This window comes from Clostridium thermosuccinogenes (genome assembly GCF_002896855.1).
Lineage (GTDB): Bacteria > Bacillota > Clostridia > Acetivibrionales > DSM-5807 > Pseudoclostridium > Pseudoclostridium thermosuccinogenes.
In genome coordinates, this window is sequence record NZ_CP021850.1 from 1,383,528 (window position 1) to 1,410,221 (window position 26,694).

Sequence of the window (26,694 nt, forward strand, 5' to 3'; positions counted from 1 at the left end):
GTCCCTTTACATAACTTATGAAAAGAAGGTAATAAAATGCATGATAGCTATATAAAACGCAAACCTACAAAGAAGATCCGAGTGGGAGATATATTTATCGGGGGAGATGCCCCGATAACAGTTCAATCCATGACCAATACCGACACGAGAGATGCGGCGTCCACAATAGAACAGATAAAAAGGCTGGAAGAAGCCGGTTGTGATATTGTCAGGGTGGCAGTTCCCGATAATGAAGCGGCAGCTGCCATAGCGAAGATAAAAAAGGCAATAAGTATACCACTGGTAGCCGATATCCATTTTGATTACCGCCTTGCCCTGGCCAGCATGGAAAACGGTGCCGATAAAATCAGGCTTAATCCGGGAAACATAGGGGGCAGGGACAGGGTCAAGGCTGTCGTGGAGCAGGCGAAGCAAAGAGGCATACCCATACGGATTGGAGTAAATTCAGGATCGGTAGAAAAGCCCATCCTTGAAAAATACGGTGGGGTTACGCCAGAGGGCATGGTGGAGAGTGCCTTGAACCATGCCGCTATTCTGGAAGATTTTGATTTTGACAATATCGTCTTCTCAATCAAAGCTTCCAGTGTGCCTATGACTATTGCGGCCTACCGCCTGATGTCGGAAAAGTCCCGGTATCCTCTGCATATTGGCGTCACTGAAGCCGGAACTATCAACAGGGGTACGATAAAATCCTCTGTTGGTCTGGGATGCCTTCTGGCAGAAGGTATTGGGGATACCATAAGGGTATCTCTTACCGGAGACCCGGTGGAAGAGGTCAGGGTGGGACTGGAGATTTTGAAGTCTCTTGGACTTATGACCGGAGGAATAAATTTTGTTTCCTGCCCTACCTGCGGAAGGTGTCAGGTGGACTTGATACGCATCGCCAACGAGGTGGAAGAAAAATTAAGGCCTTTGAAAAAGAACATAAAAGTGGCAGTAATGGGCTGTGCCGTAAACGGTCCGGGAGAAGCCAGAGAAGCAGATATTGGAATTGCCGGAGGGAAAGGCGAGGTGCTTCTTTTCAAAAAAGGAAAAGTCGTAAGGAAGATTCCCCAGGAAATAGCCGTTGAGGAGTTGCTGAGGGAGATAGAGAACGACTTCTAACAAACAAAGGACAAACATCAAAGGGGTAGTTTAAGGTGCAGAACGTAGCAACAAGCAATGGAAAGCTGTTGGACTTGTTTCCTGAAATCAGGCTGGAAGAGGATGTTTACAACCTTCTGGCCAATCTTTCGATACAGAATATAAATGTTTACAGAAAATCCAGAAAGCTTGAGATATTCACTTTATCAAGGGAATTAATTCCGGCAGAAGTCATACTGAATCTGGAACGAAATCTGGAAAAAAGCTTTAATCTGGAATCGGTGGGAATAAAGGTCAAATATGATTTGGATATGTCTCCGGAGAAAAAACTGGAGCTGTATCAGGACAGTATAATACATATGGCCAGCAAAGAGGTGGCCATGTGCCGCGGAATTCTCGCAGGCAGCAGATGGGAGCTTGCGGACAAAAAGCTGATGATCCGGCTAGGCACAAAAGGAGAAAACATATTGAAGTCCAAGGCCTGCGACAGCCTGATCGAGAGAATCATCGAGGAGTGCTTTTCTTTTAAGGTTAAGGTAGAATTTATTGATTGTGAGATGGATGAACAGTTGAAAGAAGAATATATCAGGCAAAAATCTGATGTGGAAGCCAAAATTATCAGCAAAGTCATAACCGGAGCATCTGTTGCTGAGAACAAGCCGGAGTACAAGGTTTCACAAAATGGACGGAAGGATGAACAGCAGGAAGGAAAAAGCTCTGATGTGATTTTGGGTAAGAATTTCAGCGACAGCATTATTAAAATGTCGGAGGTGACCCAGGACTCGGGGAAGGTATCCGTATGCGGCGAAATTTTCAGGGTCGAGTTCAAGGAAATACGGGGAGAACGTTATATATGCACTTTTGATATCACCGATAAAACCAATTCCCTTACTGCAAAGTTTTTTATCAAAAAGAATGATTATGACCTTATGAAGGAGCTGGTGAAGGAAGGGACCTATGTAAAACTCCGCGGAGAGGTGCAGTATGACAAGTTTGCGCGGGAGATCGTGATAATGGCTTCCGATATAGTGGAGGAAAAGAAGCCGGTAAGAATAGATGATGCGGAAGTCAAGAGGGTGGAGCTTCACCTTCACACGCAGATGAGTGCGATGGATGGAGTTACATCGGCAGCCGATCTGGTGAAGAGGGCGGCAAAATGGGGCCACAAGGCTATTGCCATTACCGACCACGGAGTGGTGCAGGCCTATCCCGATGCCTACAGCACAGCAAAAAAGGAAAATATAAAAATCATATATGGAGTTGAGGCATACCTTTTGGATGACAGGATACCTGTGGTATACAATCCTAAGGATCAATGCCTGGACGACTCCTTTGTGGTTTTTGACATTGAAACCACCGGCCTTGATGCGGAAAAAGACAAGATAACGGAGATAGGAGCCGTAAAAATAAAGGGAGGAAAGATAGTCGACAGGTTCAGCACCTTTGTAAACCCGGAAGTTCCGATACCGGCCCATATAACAAAGCTCACCGGAATAACTGATGAGATGGTAAAGGATGCTCCGGTGATAAGCGCTGCTTTGGATGAATTTCTGCGCTTCTCGGAGGGCAGCGTGCTGGTTGCCCACAATGCCAATTTTGATGTGGGGTTCATCAGGCACAATTGCCGGGTGCTGGGGAAGGATGCCACATTTACCGTTTTGGACACCCTTCAGCTTTGCAGAAACCTGTTTCCGGAGCTGGGAAGGCACAAGCTCAATATTGTGGCAAAACATCTGGGAGTGTCCCTGGAAAACCATCACCGTGCCGTAGACGATTCAAAAGCGACGGCCGATATCCTTCTTATTTGCTTTGATAAGCTGAAGGAGAGAGGTATACATGCTATAAGCGAGATAGATACAGCTTTTGAGGGCAACTACGATTTCACAAAGGCTGCATCCTACCATGCCGTAATACTGGTCAAAAATACGGTGGGTTTGAAGAACCTTTACAAGCTGATATCCCGGTCCCATCTGGAATATTTCCATAAAAAGCCCAGGGTTCCCAGAAAGCTTTTTATGGAATACAGGGAAGGACTGATAATCGGTTCTGCCTGTGAAGCAGGAGAGCTTTACACGGCAATCGTTAACAAAAAATCGGAAGAGGAAGTGGAGCGCATAGCTTCCTTCTATGACTATCTTGAGATACAGCCCTTGGGGAACAACCGATTCCTGGTGGACAGCGGAAAGGTGGAAAGTGAAGAGGAACTGAAAAATATAAACAGAAGGATAGTGGCGTTGGGTGAAAAGCTTAATAAGCCGGTGGTGGCCACCTGCGACGTCCATTTCATGGATCCGGAGGATGAGGTTTTCCGGCGCATACTCATGGCGGGGCAGGGGTTTGCCGACGCCGACAATCAAGCGCCTTTATATTTCAGAACAACAAAGGAAATGCTGTCCGAGTTTGATTATTTGGGACCTGAAAAAGCTTATGAGGTGGTGGTTACCAATACAAACCTGATAGCCGATATGATAGAAAACGTTCCCCCTGTTCTCCCGGGAACCCATCCTCCCAGAATAGATGGTGCCGAGGAGGAAATAAAAAACTTAGCCGAAAGCAGAGCCCGGGAGCTCTATGGTGATCCGCTGCCCCAGATAGTAAAAGAACGTCTTGACAAGGAACTTAACTCTATCATTAAAAATGGTTTTGCAGTTATGTACCTCATCGCCCAGAAGCTGGTGCACAAGTCTTTGAGCGATGGCTATCTGGTAGGATCGAGGGGATCGGTAGGTTCCTCTTTTGTAGCCAATATGACAGGGATAACGGAGGTTAACTCCCTGCAACCCCATTATCTTTGTGAAAACTGCAAGCATTCGGAATTTATCACCGACGGTAGCGTTGACTGCGGATTTGACCTGCCGGATAAGAACTGTCCGGTATGCGGCACCAAAATGAAAAAGGACGGTTACGATATCCCCTTCGAAACATTCCTTGGCTTTGACGGCGACAAGGAACCGGATATTGACCTGAACTTCTCCGGTGAATATCAGCCTGTCATCCATAAATATACCGAGGTTTTGTTCGGGGAAGGCCATGTTTTCAGAGCCGGAACCATCGGCTCCGTTGCGGAGAAAACAGCCTTCGGGTTTGTTAAGAACTACCTCGAGGAAAGGGGCAAGGTTGTTACTAATGCGGAGATAAACAGGTTGGTCAAGGGGTGTACCGGGGTGAAGAGAACCACGGGACAGCATCCGGGAGGTATAATGATTGTGCCCAAGGATAAGGAGATATATGATTTTTCTCCCATACAGCATCCTGCGGATGACACCCAATCAGATACCATAACCACCCACTTTGATTACAACTTCCTGCATGGCAGTATACTAAAGCTGGATATACTGGGTCATACGGTGCCGACAACCATACGCATGCTGCAGGACCTTACGGGGGTTGAGCCTACAAAAATACCTTTGGATGATGAGAAAACCATGCAGCTCTTCAACAGCACCGAGCCACTGGGGGTTACCCCGGAGGAGATAGGAAGCCCGGTGGGGACTTTCGGCATCCCTGAATTTGGTACAGGCTTTGCCATCGGAATGCTGGTGGATACAAAACCTAAAGCCTTTTCCGACCTTATAAGGCTGTCGGGGCTTTCCCATGGTACCGACGTATGGCGCGGCAATGCTCAGGATCTGATAAAGAACAATATTGCGACCCTTTCGGAATGTATATGCTGCCGCGATGATATAATGCTGTACCTTAAATATAATGGAGTCCCTCCCAAAACTGCGTTTAAGATAATGGAAGATGTCCGTAAGGGTAAAGGGCTGAAGGAAGAATATGAACAGGTTATGAGGGAGAACAATATACCCGAATGGTATATCGAATCCTGCAAAAAAATAAAATACATGTTTCCGAAGGCGCATGCTGCTGCATATGTCATGATGGCTTTCAGAATTGCATGGTTCAAGGTGTATTATCCTGAAGCCTTTTATGCGACATATTTTACCGTGTCTGTCGACGATTTTGATGCTGATATAATGACCCGTGGACAGGATAAGGTCAGGAACAAGCTTAAGGAGTTGGAAAGAAAGCTGAAGGAAAACACCATATCGCCCAAGGAAAAAAGCATGATAACAATGCTGGAAATAGTAAATGAGATGTACGCCAGAGGTATAAAGCTGCTGCCCGTAGACCTGTACAAATCCGATGCAGTCAAATTCCAGGTGACGGAAAACGGCATAAGACCTCCCTTTATAGCCCTCCAGGGCTTGGGAGAGGCAGCGGCGCGAAGCATAGCCGAAGCCCGCGCCCAGGGTGAGTTTTTGTCAATAGATGACCTTAAGATAAGGGGCAAAGTGGGTAAAGGAGTGCTGGAGATACTGCAGAACCACGGATGCCTGGAAGGGTTGCCGGAAAGCAACCAGTTGAGTTTCTTTTAGCGAAAAGGCTCTCTACTCATGAAAATTTGTATAATAAATTGTTGATAATTGTAAACAATAATGATATAATATAGTCGTTGTGTTATTCAAATAGCATTTATTTCAAAGAGTGGGCGTAACCCACTCTTTCGCATTATTTGTATATGACGCTGTTTGAGGCATAGAGTTACTGGAGGATTATATGGTTAAGAAGAATATCGAAGAGCTGGTTACTGAAATTGTTTTACCCATAACTGAAAAGCATAAGTTTGAACTGGTGGATGTGGAGTATATAAAAGAAGGGCCTTACTGGTATCTGAGGATATATATCGATAAGCCCGGGGGTATTACAATTGATGATTGCCAGCTGATAAGCGAAGAAATTGATCCTATTCTTGATAAAAAGAATTTTATAGAGCAGAGCTATTTTCTTGAGGTATCCTCACCAGGCTTGGAACGGCCTTTAAGAAAGGACAAGGATTTTGAAAAGTTTAAGGGCGAGCCTGTGGAAGTGAAGCTTTTTGCTCCCATCGATGGGAAAAAGGTTTTTGAAGGGGAACTCGTGGGACTGATAGATAACAAAATAGTAATTAAAAAAGATACAGCCGAGACTGTTGAGTTTGATAGAGATAAGGTTTCCTCTGTAAGACGGATTATTAAGTTTTAGTAAAAATCATTTAGGGAGGTTGTAGGAAAAAATGAGTGCAGAGTTAATCCATGCATTGGAGCAGTTGGAAAAGGAAAAGGGTATTAATAAGGAGACTTTGATCAGTGCTATAGAGGCAGCACTGATAACAGCATATAAGAAGAACTTCGGATCGACCCAGAATGTGAGAGTCAGCATTGACAGCAAAACGGGCGATGTGAAGGTTTTTGCACTTAAAAGAGTTACCAGCAATCCTCAAAATGATCAGGCTGAAATTTCACTGGAGGAAGCCAAGAAAATTGATGCAAAACTTGAGGAAGATGATATCGCAGAAGTCGAGGTAACCCCAAGAAAGTTCGGACGTATAGCAGCTCAGACAGCAAAGCAGGTAGTGGTGCAGAGAATAAGGGAAGCTGAAAGAGGAATAATATTCGACGAATTTTATAATAGAGAAAATGATATAGTAACGGGAATTATACAGAGAATAGAGAAGAAAAATGTTATAATAGACCTTGGAAAAGCCGAAGCCCTTTTGGTACCGGCCGAACAGACTCCAGGCGAAGAATATAAGTTCAATACCAGGATAAAAGCCTATATAATTGAAGTTAAAAAGACGACAAAAGGACCTCAGATCCTGGTTTCAAGGACTCATCCCGGTTTGGTGAAGAGGCTGTTTGAACTGGAGGTTCCTGAGATTCATGACGGAACGGTGGAAATAAAGAATATTTCCCGGGAGCCTGGTTCCAGAACAAAAATTGCAGTATACTCCAAAGACAGCGATGTAGACCCGGTAGGGGCATGTGTCGGGCAGAAGGGTACGCGTGTTCAGGCTATTGTAAATGAACTTAGGGGCGAGAAAATTGATATAATAAAGTGGAGCACCAACCCTGAAGAGTTTATTTCCAACAGCTTGAGCCCGGCTAAGGTGATTAGGGTGGATATAAACGAAGAGGAAAAAACAGCCAAGGTAACAGTGCCGGATTACCAGCTTTCCCTCGCCATAGGCAAGGAAGGGCAGAATGTTCGCCTGGCAGCAAAGCTGACCGGATGGAAGATTGATATTAAGAGCGAGTCCCAGCTGCGGACAACGATAGAGCAGGGTCTGTTGAATTATGACGACAGCTATGTGCAGGATGAGGATGAGTTTTCTGAAAATTAAAATGATTGAGGTGTTAAGGTGGTAAAGCAGAAGAAGATTCCTATGAGAATGTGCCTCGGGTGCCAGGAGATGAAACCCAAACGGGAATTGATCAGAGTGGTCAAAAATAAGGAAAATGAGATTTCGATAGATTTCACCGGCAAGAAACCCGGAAGAGGTGCTTATATTTGCAGGAACTTGGCCTGCTTTGAAAAGGCAAGGAAAGGGAAACGGCTGGAGAGAGCTTTTGAGGCTCCCATCAGTGAAGAAATTTACGAAGCCTTACACAAACAACTGGAGGAAGATAATGGCCAATAGGATTTACTCCTTCATTGGGCTGGCTCAGAAAGCCGGTAAGCTGGTATCCGGAGAATTTGCATGTGAGAAAGCTGTAAAACAGGGCAAGGCATATCTGGTTATTGTAGCCGAAGATGCTTCGGATAATACGAAGAAAATGTTCAAGGATATGTGCGAGTTCAGGAAAGTACCGATACGATTTTTTGGAGCCAAGAGCTTACTGGGAAGTTGCATAGGAAAGGGGACAAGAGCAGTAATAGTGATTTTAGGGGATGGTTTTTCTAATAAGTTAATGAAGTTGATGGATGACACGGATGCACAAAATGGGGGTGAGTAGTATGGAAAAATATAGAGTTTACGAATTGGCTAAGGAATTAAACACAACAAGTAAGCGCTTGATGGAGAAATTGGCTGAAATTAATATTGTAGTCAAGAATCACATGAGCCTTTTGGACGAAAAAGAGTTGGATGCTTTATATAACCATATTGGTGTGATTAGACGCGATGATACTAAAAAGGCTGATGTCGAGGAAAGAAAAACTCCTCCAGCGGTGCAGCCCAAAGCTGAAACTGCAAGAGACGTTAAAAATGCACCAAGGATTATTAGAAAAACTGAAATAATAATCGATTCAAATAACGATGGAAAAGATGAAAATTCGGATCTCAGGAATGCAAAAAAAGGTTTTGGCAAATATCAGGATAGATCAGAGCAAAAGAAGCATGGAATTATAAGAACAGCCGATTCCAATTCAGGGTTAAGGCCTGGATTTATTCGGGATACCAGACCGGTTTATCAGAAGGGTGTCAAACCTATGACAAAAAGCGAGGATAAAAAAGAGCCTGCTAAAACAGCGGCAAAAGAACTTGATAAGGTATCAGCCAAGGATTTGGTGAAGGAGCCTGTAAAGGAACCGGCCAAAGACGCAGCAAAAGAAACGGTCAAAGAAGTGGCCAATGCCCCTGTCAATGCACCGGATAAAAAGACTGTAAAGGAAGCTGAGAAAGAACAGCCCAAGATGGAAATCAAGCAGGAGGGGAAGGCTGAAGTTCAGACCGTTCCAGAAACTCAAACTGCCGAGGATGCAAAGGCAGTAGTAAAGGAAGAGCAAAAATCTGCCGTGAATATTACACAGGAACAGAAAATAATTAAGAAAGATGAGAAGATAGAGCAAAATATGGTATCAACCAATATTAAAGAAATGGAAACCACGAAGACGATAACAGATAATTCTTCTAAAACCGATGGTAATATAGCAGAAGGCCCAAGGAACTCCGATGTTCCCGCTGTTGAAACACAGCAGAGTGAAGCTTCCAAAGGAAAGCCGGATCAGAAAGCGAAGGACAGCTACAAGAATCAGAATGATCATCGGAAAAATGACGGGCCGAAAGGCCAGGCCGAGCAAAAACAGGGTGCCCACAAGCAGGGTGAGCATTCCAAAGGTCAGGGTAATAAACCTCATAATAATTTCAGAGGACAGAACGACCAGCAGAAGGATGCCAACAAGAGCCAGGCTGATCAGCAGCAGAGGGATAGTCAAAAAGGCCAGCAGAGCAAACAATATAACAACCGTCAGCAAGGCGGAAATAGAGGCCAAAACGATCTGCAGGCAAATAACTTTGACAAGCAAGGCTCAAGGCCGGCTGCCAATAGAAATACAGGCGCGCAGCGTTCTGCTTCCAGACCACTGGAAATACCAAAGCCAGATATGACACTGGTTCAGAATGAGGAAATTAACTCGCAGCGCAATGAATCAAGGCGTGAATACCAGAACAAGGATGCGGATAAGGGCGCTAAACGGGAACAGAAGAGAGAGCTTCTGAAGAATCAGATAAACGCAGGAAGAGCTAAAAAGGTTAAGCCTTTGAAGGTTGGATTGGGAGATAAAAAGGATCTTTCTGAAATCCTGTCCGACGATTTTGTGCTGGATGAATTGTATGCCGACGATGCAAAGAAGGCTAAAAAACCTTCAAAGAAAAAGGAAAATAAGGCTGCTGCGGAAGATATCCAGAAGCATGTTCCTCCTAAGGCAGTGCTTACATCCATTACCATTCCTGAAAGTCTGACGGTTAAGGAATTGGCGGAAGCTTTGAAGAAGACATCCACCGATGTTATTAAGAAGCTCATGAGCATGGGAGTAATGGCCACTGTAAACCAGACCATAGACTTCGATACAGCAGCAATTATTGCTGATGAGTACGGAGTAAAGGCTGAAAAGCAAGTTGTCATAAGTGACGAGGACATCCTGTTCGATGATAGTGAAGATGATCCGAAGGATCTTGTGCCAAGACCTCCGGTGGTTGTTGTAATGGGACATGTCGACCACGGTAAGACCTCACTTCTGGATGCCATAAGGCAGGAGCATGTGGCAGAGAATGAAGCCGGTGGTATAACACAGCATATAGGTGCGTACATGGTTACCATTAACAACAGGAATATAACATTCCTGGATACACCGGGTCATGAAGCTTTCACAGCCATGAGAGCCAGAGGTGCACAGGTTACGGATATAGCTATTCTGGTCGTGGCTGCGGATGACGGCATAATGCCTCAGACGGTTGAAGCCATAAACCATGCCAAAGCTGCCAATGTTGCCATAATTGTTGCAATTAACAAGATAGATAAACCTGGAGCCAACCCTGAAAAGGTGAAGCAGGAGCTCACAGAGTATGGTCTGGTTCCGGAAGAGTGGGGTGGAGATGTTATAGTTGTTCCTGTATCGGCAAAGCAAAAGACCAATATAGATCTGTTGCTGGAAATGGTGCTTTTGACCGCCGATATGCTGGAGCTTAAAGCAAACCCCAACAGACAGGCAAAAGGTACTGTCATAGAAGCAAAACTGGATAAGAACAGAGGACCTATAGCTACCGTATTGGTACAGAGAGGAACTCTTAAATTGGGTGATTCCGTTGTAACCGGAACTACCGTAGGAAGGATCAGAGCTATGGTAGACGAGACAGGGCGTAGGATTAAAGCAGCCGGTCCGTCAACTCCGGTGGAGATCCTCGGATTGCCGGAAGTGCCCGAAGCGGGAGAAATCTTTTATGCCATAGAAGATGAAAAGGTTGCAAAGCATCTGGCAGAGAGGAGAAAACAGGAACTCAGGGAACAGCAGCTTAAATCCACTGCTAAGGTGTCTCTGGATGACCTCTTTAACCAGATAAAAGAAGGAAAAGTCAAGGATCTGAATATTATAGTAAAAGCGGACGTTCAAGGCTCCGTGGAAGCAGTTAAACAGTCCTTGGAGAAGTTAAGCAACGATGAAGTAAGGGTAAAAATAATACATGGAGCTGTCGGAGCGATTACGGAATCCGATGTCACCCTGGCCCAGGTATCCAATGCGATAATCATTGGTTTTAATGTCAGACCTGGTGCAAATGTCATGGAAGCTGCTGAAAATGCTAATGTGGATATAAGGCTGTACAGGGTAATATATAATGCCATAGAGGATATTCAGGCAGCTATGAAGGGAATGCTGGAACCGACATATAAGGAAGTTGTGCAGGGGCATGCGGAGGTAAGGCAGACCTTTAAGGTATCAGGTGTTGGTACGATTGCCGGATGCTATGTAACAGATGGAAAGGTAGTCAGAAACTCCGAAGTGAGACTGGTAAGAGACGGAATAGTGGTATATGAAGGAAAGCTGGCTTCCCTCAAGAGATTTAAAGATGACGTTAGGGAAGTTGCCCAGGGTTATGAATGCGGAATGTCCCTGGAAAAATTCAATGACATCAAGGAAGGCGACGTTATAGAATCTTATATAATGGAAGAAATTAAACGATAAATTATCTGAATTGCAGAAACTAGGATTGAGAATTGTGAAAGGGGAGTGGAGCTCTATAATGCTGTACCATTCTGAATTTCCAGTTCTCAATTTCTTTAAGGAGTGTTTGTAATGGTGGATAGAATAAACAGGATATCGGAGGAAGTAAAAAGGGAAGTAAGCAACATCATAAGGAATGAGATCAAGGACCCAAGACTTCCTTCCATGGTCAGTGTTGTTTCAGCTAACGTAACAAAGGACTTGCGTTATGCGAAGATCTACGTGAGTGTGCTGGGGACCGATGAAGAAAAGAAAAATGCGATGGAGGCGCTAAAAAGCGCGGCTGGGTTTATACGCCGCGAGGTTGGCCGCCGCGTGCAGCTCCGCTATACTCCGGAAATGCATTTTGAGCTGGATACCTCCATTGAGCATGGTGTATATATTACAAAGCTGATAAATGAGACGGTGAAAGATGATGATGCTAAAGGAAATAGCGGAGAAAATATCTAAAGCAGGCAAAATTGCAATTCTGCCCCATATCTCTGCAGATGGTGATGCTTTGGGGTCGTGCCTCGCCTTAGGCCTTGCCTTAAGGAAAGCAGGGAAGGATGTGGCTGTTTTTTCCGAAGAGGAGGTTCCTGCTGTATATGGTTTCCTTCCCGGCCTGGATATGCTGAAGGTGTATAAAAGCGGGGGCTGCGAAGCGGAGGAAACCGTATCCGGCTGCAAATCCGGAAAGGATGAATGCAGTATGGATATCATGCCTTTCGATTTGGTGATAGCCCTGGACACCGGTGATATGGATCGCCTTGGAAAAAGGGCTGCCCTATTTAACTCTACTGAAAATACTGTAAATATAGATCATCACACCACCAATACGGAGTTCGCCGCGATTAATTATGTGGATGTGCATGCTTCGGCTGTCGGTGAAATTATATACCGGCTGGTGGAAATCATGGGAATTAGCCTGGACCGGGATATTTCCACCTGCCTGTATGTTGCTATTTCAACGGATACGGGTGGATTCAGATACAGCAATACCACTTCGGATACCCATCGGATTGCGGCGAATTTGGTGGACAGAGGCATTGATGTGGCAGCAATCTCCCAGAGGGTCTTTGACTCCACTTCCCTGCCCAAGGTAAGGCTTATGGGAGAAGTGATAAATTCACTGGAATTGCTGCAGGATGGGAAGGTTGCCTTCTGCGCCGTCACCAGAGAAATGCTGGAAAAGTCAGGGGCGAAGGAAGAAGATTGTGATGGGCTGGTGAATATTGGCAGGAATATCGAAGGCGTCGAAGTGTCAGTTTTGCTGAAGCAACTGGATCACAAGCTGGTTAAAGCAAATTTGAGATCAAAGGAATATGTGGATGTGGCTGCTATTGCCAATATATTCAATGGCGGAGGACATAAGAGAGCTGCCGGTTTTACCTTTGAGGGACAGATAGACGATATAAAAAACAGGATTCTGGATAAGATCGGAGAAGTGTTAAAATGACCGCTGGGAACGTGAATGGCATACTAAACGTTATGAAACCCCCCGGCATGACTTCCTTCGATGTTGTAGCAAGCCTTCGCCGCATCCTGAAGACAAAAAAAATCGGCCATACGGGGACTCTTGACCCCGGAGCCGTGGGGGTGCTGCCTGTGTGTGTAGGCAGTGCAACAAAGGCCATAGAGTTTATGACAGAAAAGGACAAGCTATACCGTGCAGAACTGAAACTGGGCATAACCACCGATACCCAGGACATTACCGGTCAGGTTACGGATACCAGGAAGGTTAATGTAACCAGGGAACAGGTGCTGGATGCAATCATGAGCTTTGTGGGCACTTACAGCCAGGTGCCTCCTATGTATTCCGCCGTAAAAATAAACGGGCAAAAGCTTTATGAGCTTGCCAGAAGCGGAAAGACGATAGAGAGGGAGCCCAGGGTTGTCAATATATACTATATAAATGTAATTGACATATCGGAGGAAGATGGCAGCGTCCTTTTTGATGTGGCCTGTTCCAAAGGCACGTATATAAGGACTCTTTGCGCGGATATCGGGGAAAAGCTGGGATGCGGAGGCTGCATGTCCTTTCTTATCAGGCTGAAATCCGGGCCTTTTGACCTGGAGTCATCCCTTACCCTGGATGAAATTGAAGAGCTTTATTCGGCAGACAGGCTGAAGGAGAAGATGTTTCATGTGGACAGAGTATTTGCCGACCTGGATGAGGTGGTGCTGAAAGAAGCTGAAATAAGGAAAATCATAAATGGCGCAGCTGTAAGGATGTTTAAAGGTATGAAGCCCGGTGTGCAGCTTAGGATATATGATCAGGACCATAGGTTTGTCGCATTGGGTATAACGGAAAAATACGAAGACTCTATTCTATTGAGATCAAGAAAACTATTTCTTGCGTGAGGGACAAAATGAAGGTTATATATAATGAGAAGGATAAGTTTAAATTTGATACGCCTACCGGAGTGGGGCTGGGCAATTTCGACGGACTCCATGTGGGTCATATGGCCCTGATTAATACCCTTATCGAGGAGTCACAGAAAAATGGCCTTGAATCGGTGGTGTATACCTTTGATAAGCATCCGGAAAATATCCTCAGAAAAAAGTTGATTACTCCGCTGCTTACCACCGTCAGGAAAAAGATTCAGCTTCTTCAGGAAACTCCTCTGGATTACCTCTATTTCGACAAGTTCGATGAAGCTTTTTCAAGGCTTAAGCCGGAGGAGTACGTCAAAACCGTGCTGGTGGACAGATTGAATGTAAAGCTGGCAGTAGCCGGCTTTAACTACCGCTTTGGATATATGGGACAGGGAAATACGGAATTATTAAAAAAGCTGGGTGAAATCCATGGCTTTAAGGTGATCATCATAGAGCCTGTCAAAATAGATGATCAGATTGTGAGCAGCACGCTTATCAGAAATGAGCTTTCAAAAGGCAGAATGGATAATGTCACTAAGTATCTGGGCCGATATTACTCCATCACCGGACAGGTCTGCGGAGGAAAGCAGATAGGAAATACCATAGGCTTTCCCACCGCCAACATAGACCCGGAGGACTATCTCATCATGCCCAGCTATGGTGTATATGTGACCAGGACGCTGCTGGACGGAGTTCTGCATGACAGTGTCACCAATGTTGGCTTAAACCCGACTTTTGGGGAGATAAAAAAACCGGCAGTGGAGACTCATATACTGGACTTCAATGAAAACATATACGGAAAGGACATCGAAGTTTTCTTCCTCAAAAAGCTGAGGGGAGAGATGAAGTTCAAAAGCGTGGATGAACTGGTAGCGCAGATGAAAAAGGATGTGCAAAATACGAGGGAGTTTTTGAAATTAAATGGCTAACATGTCTAGATATGAGATTATTGTAGATGGGATTGTGCAGGGTGTGGGCTTCAGGCCTTTTATACATAACCTTGCAGAATCTCTTTCTTTATGTGGATGGGTAAACAACCGGGGCAGCAGTGTGGTTATTGAGGCGGAAGGAGATAAGGACGTCCTCGACGCTTTTGTTGGAAAGATAAAGAAAGAGGCTCCGGTGCTTTCCCATATAAAAAGCATCAAGGTAACGGAAAGGGAGCCGGCAGGGTATACAGGTTTTGAGATCAGGAAAAGCGAGAAGAGCAGTGATGAAAAAGTATATATCTCCCCGGATGTTTCCATTTGTGCGGACTGTGAGAGGGAGCTTTTTGACAGAACCGACAGGAGGTATCTTTACCCGTTCATAAACTGCACCAACTGCGGGCCCAGGTTTACCATCATAAAAGATATTCCCTATGACAGGATAAACACCACCATGTCTGTTTTTGAAATGTGCGGCCGGTGTAAAGACGAGTATACCGACCCTGCCAACAGAAGATACCATGCCCAGCCTGTATCATGCTACGAATGCGGGCCAAAGCTGGAACTCCTCGACCACTGTGGCAGGAAGCCGAAGCATGTTTTGGCACAGGGAGATGTTCATGGGGATTATTGTGGTCATTCGGCATACTGTCATGAAAATATCAGAACAGAAAAGACGATAATCGAGGCAAAGGATTCCATAAGCTCTAATGCAGCTATTTGTCCGGAAGTACAGGACGATGGTGGTAAAAAAAGCCGGTTTATGCCAAAGGAAATGCTAAATGCCATAGCCCAGGCGCAGAAGCTTTTGCTGAACGGCAAAATTGTGGCTATAAAAGGGCTGGGAGGCTATCACCTGGCGTGCAATGCTTTGGACGGGGAAGCCGTCAGCAGGCTGCGCCAGAGGAAGCTTAGGGATGAAAAGCCTTTTGCCGTCATGGCCAGGGATTATGAGACCGCATTGAAGTATGCGTACATCAATGAGCAGGAGAAGGAACTCCTGATGTCGGAAAAGAAGCCTATAGTGCTTTTGAGGAAGCGGGAGAACAGCGGACTGCCGGAGGAAATTGCGCCGGGAAATCCGTATATCGGGATAATGCTTCCCTATACGGCTCTTCACATTCTCCTTTTTCACCAGGATATTCCTTGTCTGAATGACCCTTATGATGACCCTTGTCGGAAAGCCTTGCATCAGCAAGATAATGCGCACATAAAGGCTTTGCATCATGACTTTTTGCATCATGATATCCCTTGTCAGAATACAAAGTCTTTAGCCACAGCTCCGGAGTTGCTGGTGATGACCAGCGGGAACATAAGCAGCGAGCCCATCTGCTACAAAGACCAAGAAGCTATGGAAAGGCTGGGGGATGTAGCCGATTATTTTCTAACCAATAACAGGGAAATACACATGAGAACCGATGACTCAGTGATAAGAATCTTCAGGGGTAAGGAGTATCCTATCCGGCGTTCCAGGGGATACGTGCCCTATCCTGTATCATGCGAGGAAGCCGTGGGAAGCATTTGCCGGGGAAAGACCCCGTCGGTGCTTGCCTGCGGGGGAGAACTTAAAAACACCTTTTGCATAAACAGGGATTATGAGTTTATCATGAGCCATCATATAGGCGATCTGGAGAATGAGGAGACATTGATATCCTTTGAGCAGGGAATTGAGCACTTAAAAAGGCTGTTTAATATAAAAAGCGATATTATAGCTTACGATTTGCATCCGGAGTACCTATCAACCAAATATGCCCTTGATCAAGATGTAGATATGAAAAAGATCGCGGTACAGCATCATCATGCCCATATCGCGTCCTGCATGGCCGAGAACAATTTGACCGGGGATGTCATAGGTGTGGCTTTTGACGGTACAGGCTTTGGAGAGGACGGACACATATGGGGAGGAGAGTTTTTTACAGGAAGCTATGCCGGCTTTAAGAGAGAAGGGCACCTGGACTATATCCGGATGCCCGGCGGTGAAAAGGCCATAAAGGAACCATGGAGAATGGCTGTCGGATATATTCATCATATGAACATGATGGCTATGAATAAAGGAGCAAAATCCCAAATGGTGAGTATGGAACAACCGCTTTTTTCCACTGTCTTTAGCGGTATTGAGGAATACAAGTTATCAGCTGTTTGGCAGGTGCTGGATAAAAATGTAAACTGCCCTTTAACATCCAGCATGGGAAGGCTGTTCGATGCTGCCGCATCCTTAGCCGGTATAAGGCACGCGATAAATTATGAAGGCCAGGCTGCCATAGAATTTGAGCATATTGCAGAAAAAAGCCATTGTGGGATATATCCTTATGATATGCCGGATGTAGGGGAAAGCTTCAAAATAAATGTGACTCCTATGATGGAAAATATCATAAAAGACAGGTGCTGTGGTGTCTCTGCCAGCATAATCTCGGGCAAATTTCATGAAACCATTGCTGATATAGTCCTAAAAGCCTGCCTTCGAATCAGGAAGAGGACAGGCTTGAACAGGGTTGTTTTGAGCGGAGGCGTGTTTCAGAACATGACTCTCCTGGGAAAGTCCATGGATAAACTGGAAGGCTCAGGCTTCAAAGTGTTCATACACAGCCGGGTTCCCTCCAATGACGGCGGTATTTCACTGGGGCAGGCCATGATAGCTATAGCCAGGGCAAGTGGCAGCTGACTCCAATGCTCATAGGGGACTTAAATAGATGTGTTAACTGTTATATTCATTATTGGTTACGATTTGCAAGTATGAGGGGTTGTGCTGGCACAAAGAGTTTTTTTTATGCACATCTAACACCATAGGTTTATCTCTGTCAAACACCACCCCCCCTATGCTAAATATGCTCTGTACTTCAATTTTGCAAGTTTTGATTGCTAAAATTGCAAAATTCCTCTCTTTTTTTGATAAAAATATTGAATTCCCGCAACATCTATGCTATAATTATACCACTTAACGCCGGTATGGCCGGTGTGGAATTACTTGTAACAGAAAACATTATGATTTTATAAAAACAATCGATGCAATAAGACACTGAGAAAATTGCAAGACGCACTCAACGAAGAGTCAAAAGCCTTTGGTTGAGTGCGTCTTTTTTTACGCTAACAACTATGCTGTTGGAAAATAAAAGGTCATATAAGGAAAGAAAGGTGTTGGATATGAATCAAAAGGATGTACCCCAAAAACAGGGACTCTACGACCCTCAATTCGAGCACGATGCTTGCGGCATTGGCTTTGTGGTGAATATAAAAGGTAAGAAGTCCCATGCCATTGTAAGGCATGCCATTACCGCCCTCAAGAACCTTTCCCACCGTGGAGGCAGCGGATCGGAGGAAAATACGGGTGACGGAGCAGGAATATTGATACAGCTGCCTCATGAATTCTTTAAATATGAGTCCACAAAGCTGGGCTTTGATTTGCCACAACCAGGAAAGTACGGCGTCGGAATGGTTTTCTTTTCCCCGGATGCTGACCGGAGAGAACAGTGCGAAAAAAAGCTGGAGGATATCATAAGAGAAGAAGGGCAGATATTCCTGGGATGGAGAACGGTGCCCTGTGACGACAGCTCCCTGGGTGATACGGCAAAGGCATGCATGCCTTGCATAAGGCAGATTTTTATCGGACGCAGTGAAGATTTAAAAGATGACATGGATTTTGAGAGGAAGCTTTATGTGATCCGCAAGCTGGCGGAGAAGTCAATCCGTTATGCTGAAAAAGACAATGATGAATATTTTTATGTGGCAAGTCTCTCTTCCAGGACCATCGTATATAAAGGAATGCTGACGGCGGAACAAGTGGATGAATTCTATCCCGACCTTAAGGACCCGAGAGTTGAAAGCGCCATTGCTTTAGTGCATTCCCGTTACAGCACCAATACCTTTCCCAGCTGGGAGAGAGCCCATCCTAACCGCTATATCATCCATAATGGAGAGATCAACACGCTGAGGGGAAATGTCAACTGGATGAATGCGCGCCAGGCTGCTTTGAAATCCGATCTTTTCGGGGATGATATGTCCAAGGTTCTGCCGATTATAAACCAGGATGGAAGTGATTCGGCCATGTTTGACAACTGCCTGGAATTTCTTTCGCTGACCGGGCGTTCCCTGCCTCATGCGGCCATGATGATGATACCGGAACCCTGGTCCAACCATGAAAGCATGAGCGATGAGAAAAAAGCATTCTATGAATATCACAGCTGCCTGATGGAACCATGGGATGGCCCTGCAGCCATGGCATTCACCGACGGTATTGTGGTGGGAGCCGTTTTGGACAGAAACGGGCTGAGGCCTGCCCGTTATTATGTTACAAAGGATGACATGGTAATAATGGCTTCGGAGGTAGGAGTCCTGGATATACCGGCAGAGAATGTGCTATGCAAGGAAAGGCTCAGACCAGGCAGGATGTTGCTTATAGATACAAGGGAAGGACGCATAGTTAACGACGATGAGTTAAAGCATAATATTGCCAGCGCCAACCCATACCGGGAGTGGCTGGACAGATATCTTCTGGATATGGAAAAGCTGCCTGAGGTTCAGGCAAAAGAAGACAGAAGCACCGAGACTACCGTACAGCGGCAGAAGGCTTTTGGCTATACCTATGAAGAGCTGACCAAGGTTATAATTCCAATGGCCAGGGACGGGGTAGAGGCGGTGGGTTCCATGGGAACCGACACTCCTCTTGCTGTGCTTTCCGACAAGCCCCAGCTTTTATACAACTATTTTAAACAGCTTTTCGCCCAGGTTACCAATCCGCCCATTGATGCTATCCGTGAGGAGATAATAACATCCACCGAAACCATGATAGGTTCGGAAGGCGATTTAATTAATCCTTCGCCGGAAAGCTGCCGTCAGATAAAGATAAAGCTGCCTGTCTTAAGCAGCAAAGAATTTGCCAAGCTGAAAAACATTAAAGAGCCGGGATTCAAAGCTGTTACCCTGCCCATCCTCTTTAATCCTGCGGATGGAGGTCAGGGTCTTGAGAAAGCCCTGAGTGAGCTGTTCAGCCATGCGGACGATGAGATAAAGGGTGGAGCAAACCTTTTGATTCTTACCGACAGGGGCATCTGTCCGGAAAAGGCGGCCATACCTGCCCTTTTAGCGGTAGCCGGCCTGCATCACCACCTGATACGCCAGGGCACCCGCACCAAAGTCGCTATAATTCTGGAGTCGGGGGAACCTCGTGAAGTTCATCATTTCGCTTTGCTTTTGGGCTATGGTGTTTCAGCTATCTATCCCTATCTGGCTTATGAAACCATTGACAGCCTTATAAACCAGGGCATGCTGGAAAAAACGGACTATGAGCATGCCGTAAATAAATATATTAAAGCTGCTGTAAAAGGCGTGGTAAAGGTAATGTCCAAAATGGGCATTTCAACAATCCAGAGCTATCAGGGGGCTCAGATATTTGAGGCAATAGGTCTGCAGCAGTCGGTGATTGACAAGTATTTTACCAATACCCCCTCAAGGATAGGCGGCATTGATATGGATATTATAGCAAAAGAAGCTGCAATGCACCATTCGGCTGCATACTGCGAGCGCTCTCCTGTAAATATGACGCTGGAAAGCGGCGGACAGTATCAATGGCGGAGGAATGGCGAATATCATATGTATAACCCTGAGACCATCCATAAGCTTCAATATGCTTGCCGCACTAATAATTATGAAATGTTCAAGGAGTATTCAAAGCTTTTGAATGAGCAGACTCAAAGCCTTTGCACTATAAGAGGGCTCATGGAATTCAAGTTTTCTGAAAATCCGATTCCCATAGATGAGGTGGAATCGGTGGAATCCATCTGCCGTCGCTTCAAAACCGGAGCCATGTCCTACGGCTCCATCAGCCAGGAAGCCCATGAGGCCTTGGCAATTGCGATGAATAGAATCGGCGGAAAGAGCAATACGGGAGAAGGCGGAGAGGACCCGGCGCGCTTCATTCCCGATGCCAGTGGGGATTCCAAAAATAGTGCCATCAAGCAGGTGGCTTCCGGGCGTTTTGGAGTGACCAGTGAATACCTGGTGAATGCAAAAGAGATACAGATAAAAATGGCTCAAGGGGCAAAGCCCGGCGAAGGCGGGCAACTTCCGGGGCGCAAGGTTTATCCCTGGGTTGCCAAGGTAAGGCATTCAACACCCGGAGTAGGTCTGATTTCACCGCCACCGCATCACGATATTTATTCCATTGAGGATTTGGCGGAGCTTATCCATGACCTGAAGAATGCCAACCGGGACGCCCGCATCAGTGTCAAGCTGGTTTCTGAGGTAGGCGTAGGCACCATAGCCGCAGGAGTAGCCAAGGGACATGCCGATGTGGTTCTGATAAGCGGTTATGATGGTGGTACCGGAGCTTCTCCGAGAACCAGCATAAGGCATGCAGGTCTTCCATGGGAGCTGGGACTGGCGGAAACCCACCAGACCCTCCTGTTAAACAACTTGAGAAGCCGTATCGTTGTTGAAACCGACGGCAAGCTTATGACAGGCCGGGATGTGGCGATAGCTGCCCTCCTGGGCGCTGAAGAGTTCGGCTTTGCCACTGCTCCTCTGGTGGTTCTGGGATGCGTGATGATGAGGGTTTGCAACCTGGATACATGCCCTGTGGGTATAGCCACCCAGAATCCCGAATTGCGCAGGAGATTTGCAGGAGATCCCCAGCATGTGGTCAACTTTATGCGCTTCGTAGCTCAGGAATTGAGAGAGATAATGGCTAAGCTGGGCTTCCGCACCGTAGATGAGATGGTAGGCCGTTCCGATAAGTTGGAAGTCAAAAAGGTTGTTGACCACTGGAAGGCAAAAGGATTGGATCTTTCTCCCATCCTATACCAGCCGGAATCGAAGGATGAAAGGCATTATGTGAAGCCCCAGAATCACGGGATTGAAAAAGCTCTTGACTGCCACGTTCTCCTGGATATATGCAAGCCTGCCTTGGAAAAGGGTGAAAAGGTCAGCGCCATACTGCCTATACGCAATACGAACCGCGTTACAGGTACGATCCTTGGAAGCGAGGTTACAAAAAGATATGGATCCAAAGGGTTGCCGGAGGATACTATTTGCCTGAACTTTAAAGGTTCGGCAGGCCAGAGCTTCGGAGCCTTTGTTCCAAAGGGTATCACTCTGATACTGGAAGGGGATTCCAATGACTATATAGGAAAAGGACTGTCCGGAGGCAAGATTATTGTATATCCGCCCAAAGGTTCAACCTTTGCGCCGGAGGAGAATATAATAATCGGCAATGTTGCCTTCTATGGAGCTACCAGTGGTGAAGCATATATCAACGGAGCTGCCGGTGAAAGGTTCTGCGTCAGAAACAGCGGACTGAATGCGGTAGTAGAAGCTGTCGGAGACCACGGATGTGAATATATGACTGGAGGCAGGGTTGTGGTGCTTGGTTCCACAGGACGGAACTTTGCCGCAGGCATGTCGGGAGGCATCGCCTATGTTTTGGATGAAGCCGGTGGTTTTAGCAAAAAATGCAATATGGAGTCGGTAGAGCTGGAATCCCTGGAAGATATAGAAGAAATAAATATGGTCAAGGAAATGATACAAAAGCATGTGAATTATACCGGCAGCGAAACCGGCAAAAGGGTGCTTTCTCAATGGAATAAGATGGTATCCAAATTCGTCAGGGTAATACCCAAGGATTACAAGCGCATGCTAAAAGCGATAAAGGATATGGAAAGAAGCGGATACAGCGGAGAAGAAGCGCTTATGGCGGCCTTTGAAGCAAATAACCGTGATCTTGCTCGAATCAGCGGCAACTAAACATTTTATAACTATAAAAGCCAACTTTGCAGCCTATATGGGATTTATTTAACTGAAGCTGCAAAATCAAGATAAATTGGAGGAAGTGCTATGGGTAAACCAACAGGATTTTTGGAATATAAGCGGGAAGTTCCGCCTGACAGGGCTCCTCTTGAAAGGATAAAGGACTGGGAGGAATTTCATCTTCATCTGGATGAGGAAAAGCAGAGAAAACAGGGTGCCCGCTGTATGGACTGCGGCACGCCTTTCTGCCACTCCGGACTATTGATTAACGGGATGGCTTCCGGTTGCCCTATAAATAACCTGATTCCGGAATGGAATGATTTGATATATAGAGGGCGATGGAAGGAAGCCCTTGAACGCCTTCATAAAACCAATAATTTCCCCGAATTCACAGGGAGGGTTTGCCCCGCACCCTGTGAAGGGTCGTGCACCATGGGCATAAATGAGCCGCAGGTGACCATCAAGAGCAATGAATGTGCCATAATCGACCGTGCTTATGAGGAAGGCTGGATTAAGCCTGAACCACCAAAGCAGCGCACAGGCAAAAAAGTTGCAGTCGTGGGATCGGGACCTTCCGGTCTGGCATGTGCGGACCAGCTGAACAAAGCAGGGCATATGGTGACTGTCTTTGAGCGTGCCGATAGGCCGGGCGGTCTTTTGATGTATGGCATACCCAACATGAAGCTGGACAAAAAGATAGTTCAAAGGCGGATAGATCTGATGGCTGCTGAAGGTGTGGAATTTGTGACAGGCACGGAGGTGGGAAAGGACTATCCCGCTGAAAAGCTTTTGAAGGAGTTTGATGCCGTCGTTCTGTGCGGAGGGGCTACAAAGCCAAGAGATCTGCAGGTGGAAGGCCGAAACTTGAAAGGCGTTCATTTTGCAGTGGATTTTCTGGGGAGGAATACGAAGAGCCTCTTGGATTCCGGACATAAAGACGGTAAATATATAAGCGCTAAAGGTAAGGATGTCATTGTCATAGGTGGTGGAGACACAGGCACCGATTGTGTGGCTACATCTCTTCGCCACGGATGCAACAGTGTCGTTCAGTTTGAAATAATGCCGATGCCGCCGAAGGAAAGGCAAAATGATAATCCTTGGCCCCAATGGCCGAAAGTTTACAAAATGGATTACGGCCAGGAGGAAGCTGCGGCCTTATATGGCAGGGATCCCCGGGAATACTGTATCATGACCAAAAAGATCACAGGGGATGCCGAAGGAAATGTAAAGGAAGTTCATACCGTGCAGATAGAATGGAAAAGGGATGATTCCGGACGAATGATGCCTGTGGAGATACCAGGAACGGAAAGAGTCTGGCCTGCACAGTTAGTTCTTATCTGTATGGGCTTTTTAGGCCCTGAAGATACGCTTCTAAAGCAGCTGGGTATTGAACAGGACGGCAGGACTAATGTGAAAGCCGAATACGGAAGGTTTGCCACCAATGTGAAGGGGGTATTCTGCGCTGGTGACATGCGCCGCGGCCAAAGCCTTGTCGTATGGGCAATAAACGAAGGGCGTGCCGCTGCCCGGGAATGTGACAGGTATTTAATGGGAAACACAAATTTGCCGTAAATGTATGGATTTATAAGGTATACATTATATAAAGTTATAATTATATAAGATGTGTAATATGAGGGGATGTTCTTAAAAAGAACATCCTTTTTGCATGCCCTTTCTATATCCTGTTTTCAATTTCCACATCTTTTTAATATCTATAAAAGAATATTTTTCTCGGAATGGCATTTTTCTCTTTACTGAATTAGTTTATTAGTATATAATTCACATGTGAAATATTTATACCTTAATACTACATATGATAATTGTATATACAGCTATAACGAGGCTATAGGTGTCCCCCACCTCTTATAGGTGGACTTAATTTTCATAATAGACGGTGAGTTAAAATCTCCTGCCTCGTTGAAACGATGTGTTGAAATTACTACGCGATTTCTTCCGTTGTTTAAAATTGTAAGTTTACCGGTACATCACAGCAAGCTTGCTTTCTAAAAATCAAAAGGGTTTTAACCCTCACCAAAATGACTGCCATATATCTGTTCTTGTTATTATTACGCTGCAAAGTTTGCCACCGGTCAAGAAAGGAGGGGATGGGATGGATGATAATATGATTCTGGATGTTTACTATACCCTAAAGCGTACCAGCTTCAAAGTCAAAAAGGATTTAATGAATAAGCTGGCAGAGGGAGGAATTACCTGGCCGCAGTTCCATGCCCTTTATCATATAGGAGAGGAGGGTATTTCTGCCAATGAGCTGGCAAAGGAGCTTAGCTGCAATGCCAGCAACATGACGGGGCTTATTGACAGGATGATGGAAAATAACTGGGTATACAGGGAACGGTGCGCACAGGACAGAAGAATATGGCTCATCAAGCTTACCGAGGAGGGGATGAAGCTTAGGGCAAGGCTTATCCCGGAGCAAAACAGAAACATAATAAACCGCATGTCTGCCCTCAGTGAAGAAGAATTAGTGACGTTGAAAAGGTTATTGGAAAAATTGGAGCGCAATGATAGGGAGGATACATAATAATGAAAGAATTAAAAGCACTGCTGCATTTTGCAAAGCCATATAAATGGTATATTGCACTGGCTACACTGTGCATGATTACAGTCACTGCGATGAACATGGTAGCTCCATGGATGATCCGAAATATTGTCAAGATAATAACAGACGGGCCTTCCAATCAGATTGACATGAAGCAGGTTACCATCCTTGCTCTCACAGCCCTGGCTGCATATCTCATAAGAGCTGCTTCCCAGTTTGGTTCCGATTACATATCCCACTATTCGGCCTGGTATATATTGAATGATATACGGCGCTATATGTATGAGCACATGCAAAAGCTGCCTCTTAAATACTTCCAGGACAGGCAAACCGGAGAGCTGATGTCCAGGGTGATGAATGATACCCGAAACTTTGAGGAGTTGCTGGCTCATGCAATTCCGACACTGATAGTGAATGCTCTGACATTGATCGGTGTGTCCTCAATACTTTTATCCCTGAACATACAATTGACTTTGTATACCTTGATTCCAGTACCTATTCTGATATGGTTGGTTGCTAAATTCAGCAAGATTTCCAGGCCCAGATTCAAGGATGCCCAGGTGAAAATTGCGGAGGTCAATTCCATACTTCAGGACAATTTTACAGGGATCAAAGAAATAAAGGTTTTCACCAAGGAAGAGTATGAGCTGAAAAGGACAGGTAAGAGCATATATGACCATACACGGTCAATATTAAACGCAGTGAGGTTGAGCAATCTGTTCCATCCCGGAATAGAGTTTGTATCCAGCCTGGGGACAGTTATAGTAATATTTTTCGGTGGCATTCTCGCCCTTTCAAACCAGCTGTCTCTGGAGAACATGGTGGCTTTCCTGCTGTACCTGAACTCCTTCTATCAGCCGGTTATCGTCCTGGGAAGGATAAATGAAGGGCTCCAGCAGGCTCTGGCCAGTGCGGAAAGAGTGCTGGAAATACTGGATGAAGGCGTGGAAGACTATGACAAGCAGAATTCCATCCGGGTAGACAGGGTGAAAGGGGATTTGGAATTTAGAAATGTTAGCTTCGACTATATAAAAGGAATTACAGTCCTCAAGGATATTTCCTTCAAGGCAAAAGCAGGAGAAACGGTGGCATTGGTAGGTCCTACAGGAGTGGGCAAGACCACGCTGGCCAATCTGATACCCAGGTTTTATGATCCTGATGCCGGACAGATTTTGATTGACGGTAAAGATATAAGAGATATGGATTTGACGAGCCTCAGAAAGCAGGTGAGCTTTGTATCCCAGGATGTGTTCCTGTTCAATGGAACCGTAAAGGAGAATATACTTTACGGCAGGCTCGATGCCAGCGATGAAGAAGTGATAGCTGCTGCCAAAGCTGCCAATGCCCATGATTTTATAATGGAGCTGGCGGATGGTTACAACACACAGGTGGGAGAAAGGGGAGTGAAGCTTTCCGGTGGGCAGAAGCAGAGGATATCCATTGCCCGGGCAATACTTAAGGATGCTCCCATATTGATACTGGATGAAGCCACTTCTTCGGTAGATACCCAGACGGAAAGACTGATTCAGGAAGCACTGGAGAAGCTGATGAAGAACAGGACTACTATTGTGATTGCCCACCGCCTGTCTACCATCCAGAAAGCTGACCAGATTATTGTTATTAAGGAAGGAAAGATAACAGAAAAAGGCAAGCATGAAGAGCTGCTGGAGCTGAAAGGGCTTTACAGTCAGCTGTGCGAAGCGCAGAGCGGTGGTTGCATCGTTGCATGACGGTTTTTGCAATTGCGGGTCCGGATTGTCCCGATGCTTG

At 45.7% G+C, this 26,694-nt stretch carries 16 protein-coding genes; all 16 read left to right on the top strand.

The annotated features are described in order from the left end of the window. Nucleotides 1–36: 36 nt before the first annotated feature. The 16 genes from ispG (at nucleotide 37) to CDO33_RS06050 (ending at nucleotide 26,654) form a co-directional block, all read left to right on the top strand. Complete coding sequence (ispG, locus tag CDO33_RS05975) at nucleotides 37–1,104, top strand: flavodoxin-dependent (E)-4-hydroxy-3-methylbut-2-enyl-diphosphate synthase (RefSeq protein WP_103080223.1); 1,068 nt, start codon at nucleotides 37–39, stop codon at nucleotides 1,102–1,104. 35 nt (nucleotides 1,105–1,139) lie between these two features. Continuing rightward, nucleotides 1,140–5,462 carry a PolC-type DNA polymerase III gene (locus CDO33_RS05980; RefSeq protein WP_103080224.1) on the top strand — a complete coding sequence of 1,441 codons (4,323 nt, stop codon included), beginning with the start codon at nucleotides 1,140–1,142 and terminating at the stop codon, nucleotides 5,460–5,462. Between the two features lie 181 nt (nucleotides 5,463–5,643). Continuing rightward, nucleotides 5,644–6,108 (top strand): ribosome maturation factor RimP, encoded by a 465-nt coding sequence (rimP, locus tag CDO33_RS05985; protein WP_103080225.1) that lies wholly within the window; start codon nucleotides 5,644–5,646, stop codon nucleotides 6,106–6,108. A 31-nt stretch (nucleotides 6,109–6,139) separates the two neighbouring features. Beyond that, entirely contained in the window at nucleotides 6,140–7,246 is a 1,107-nt protein-coding gene (gene nusA, locus CDO33_RS05990) for a transcription termination factor NusA (RefSeq protein ID WP_103080226.1), read from the top strand. A 42-nt stretch (nucleotides 7,247–7,288) separates the two neighbouring features. Further along, a complete protein-coding gene (gene rnpM, locus CDO33_RS05995; RefSeq protein ID WP_103080278.1) occupies nucleotides 7,289–7,543 on the top strand; it encodes an RNase P modulator RnpM in 255 nt (84 codons plus the stop codon). Continuing rightward, the gene (locus CDO33_RS06000) at nucleotides 7,533–7,859 is read left to right on the top strand and encodes a L7Ae/L30e/S12e/Gadd45 family ribosomal protein (protein WP_103080227.1); all 327 of its coding nucleotides are present in this window, start codon (nucleotides 7,533–7,535) and stop codon (nucleotides 7,857–7,859) included. The genes rnpM and CDO33_RS06000 overlap by 11 nt, the downstream gene beginning before the upstream one ends. A 1-nt stretch (nucleotide 7,860) precedes the next feature. After that, entirely contained in the window at nucleotides 7,861–11,304 is a 3,444-nt protein-coding gene (infB, locus tag CDO33_RS06005) for a translation initiation factor IF-2 (RefSeq protein WP_103080228.1), read from the top strand. 111 nt (nucleotides 11,305–11,415) lie between these two features. Beyond that, nucleotides 11,416–11,793, top strand: coding sequence for a 30S ribosome-binding factor RbfA (gene rbfA / locus CDO33_RS06010; RefSeq protein WP_103080229.1), 378 nt, complete (start codon nucleotides 11,416–11,418; stop codon nucleotides 11,791–11,793). Further along, the gene (locus CDO33_RS06015; protein WP_338053249.1) at nucleotides 11,756–12,781 is read left to right on the top strand and encodes a DHH family phosphoesterase; all 1,026 of its coding nucleotides are present in this window, start codon (nucleotides 11,756–11,758) and stop codon (nucleotides 12,779–12,781) included. Before rbfA ends, CDO33_RS06015 begins: the two co-directional genes overlap by 38 nt. Continuing rightward, nucleotides 12,778–13,686, top strand: coding sequence for a tRNA pseudouridine(55) synthase TruB (gene truB / locus CDO33_RS06020; RefSeq protein WP_338053250.1), 909 nt, complete (start codon nucleotides 12,778–12,780; stop codon nucleotides 13,684–13,686). The genes CDO33_RS06015 and truB overlap by 4 nt, the downstream gene beginning before the upstream one ends. A gap of 8 nt (nucleotides 13,687–13,694) precedes the next feature. Continuing rightward, on the top strand, nucleotides 13,695–14,630 hold the full coding sequence (locus tag CDO33_RS06025; RefSeq protein WP_103080230.1) for a bifunctional riboflavin kinase/FAD synthetase: 936 nt from the start codon (nucleotides 13,695–13,697) through the stop codon (nucleotides 14,628–14,630). After that, a complete protein-coding gene (locus CDO33_RS06030; protein ID WP_103080231.1) occupies nucleotides 14,623–17,289 on the top strand; it encodes a carbamoyltransferase HypF in 2,667 nt (888 codons plus the stop codon). The genes CDO33_RS06025 and CDO33_RS06030 overlap by 8 nt, the downstream gene beginning before the upstream one ends. A gap of 479 nt (nucleotides 17,290–17,768) precedes the next feature. Then, entirely contained in the window at nucleotides 17,769–22,361 is a 4,593-nt protein-coding gene (gltB, locus tag CDO33_RS06035) for a glutamate synthase large subunit (RefSeq protein ID WP_103080281.1), read from the top strand. Nucleotides 22,362–22,451: 90 nt separating this feature from the next. Next, nucleotides 22,452–23,936 carry a glutamate synthase subunit beta gene (locus tag CDO33_RS06040; protein ID WP_103080232.1) on the top strand — a complete coding sequence of 495 codons (1,485 nt, stop codon included), beginning with the start codon at nucleotides 22,452–22,454 and terminating at the stop codon, nucleotides 23,934–23,936. A 538-nt stretch (nucleotides 23,937–24,474) separates the two neighbouring features. Next, the gene (locus CDO33_RS06045; protein WP_103080233.1) at nucleotides 24,475–24,906 is read left to right on the top strand and encodes a MarR family winged helix-turn-helix transcriptional regulator; all 432 of its coding nucleotides are present in this window, start codon (nucleotides 24,475–24,477) and stop codon (nucleotides 24,904–24,906) included. 2 nt (nucleotides 24,907–24,908) lie between these two features. Then, on the top strand, nucleotides 24,909–26,654 hold the full coding sequence (locus CDO33_RS06050; protein WP_103080234.1) for an ABC transporter ATP-binding protein: 1,746 nt from the start codon (nucleotides 24,909–24,911) through the stop codon (nucleotides 26,652–26,654). Nucleotides 26,655–26,694 lie beyond the last annotated feature (40 nt).

What these genes read in the sequence shown, in the direction of transcription:
- ispG (WP_103080223.1), top strand. Translation starts at nt 37, where the DNA reads ATGCATGATAGCTATATAAAACGCAAACCTACAAAGAAGATCCGAGTG.
- rimP (WP_103080225.1), top strand. Translation starts at nt 5,644, where the DNA reads ATGGTTAAGAAGAATATCGAAGAGCTGGTTACTGAAATTGTTTTACCC.
- nusA (WP_103080226.1), top strand. Translation starts at nt 6,140, where the DNA reads ATGAGTGCAGAGTTAATCCATGCATTGGAGCAGTTGGAAAAGGAAAAG.
- rnpM (WP_103080278.1), top strand. Translation starts at nt 7,289, where the DNA reads ATGAGAATGTGCCTCGGGTGCCAGGAGATGAAACCCAAACGGGAATTG.
- CDO33_RS06000 (WP_103080227.1), top strand. Translation starts at nt 7,533, where the DNA reads ATGGCCAATAGGATTTACTCCTTCATTGGGCTGGCTCAGAAAGCCGGT.
- infB (WP_103080228.1), top strand. Translation starts at nt 7,861, where the DNA reads ATGGAAAAATATAGAGTTTACGAATTGGCTAAGGAATTAAACACAACA.
- rbfA (WP_103080229.1), top strand. Translation starts at nt 11,416, where the DNA reads ATGGTGGATAGAATAAACAGGATATCGGAGGAAGTAAAAAGGGAAGTA.
- CDO33_RS06015 (WP_338053249.1), top strand. Translation starts at nt 11,756, where the DNA reads ATGATGATGCTAAAGGAAATAGCGGAGAAAATATCTAAAGCAGGCAAA.
- truB (WP_338053250.1), top strand. Translation starts at nt 12,778, where the DNA reads ATGACCGCTGGGAACGTGAATGGCATACTAAACGTTATGAAACCCCCC.
- CDO33_RS06025 (WP_103080230.1), top strand. Translation starts at nt 13,695, where the DNA reads ATGAAGGTTATATATAATGAGAAGGATAAGTTTAAATTTGATACGCCT.
- CDO33_RS06030 (WP_103080231.1), top strand. Translation starts at nt 14,623, where the DNA reads ATGGCTAACATGTCTAGATATGAGATTATTGTAGATGGGATTGTGCAG.
- gltB (WP_103080281.1), top strand. Translation starts at nt 17,769, where the DNA reads ATGAATCAAAAGGATGTACCCCAAAAACAGGGACTCTACGACCCTCAA.
- CDO33_RS06040 (WP_103080232.1), top strand. Translation starts at nt 22,452, where the DNA reads ATGGGTAAACCAACAGGATTTTTGGAATATAAGCGGGAAGTTCCGCCT.
- CDO33_RS06045 (WP_103080233.1), top strand. Translation starts at nt 24,475, where the DNA reads ATGGATGATAATATGATTCTGGATGTTTACTATACCCTAAAGCGTACC.
- CDO33_RS06050 (WP_103080234.1), top strand. Translation starts at nt 24,909, where the DNA reads ATGAAAGAATTAAAAGCACTGCTGCATTTTGCAAAGCCATATAAATGG.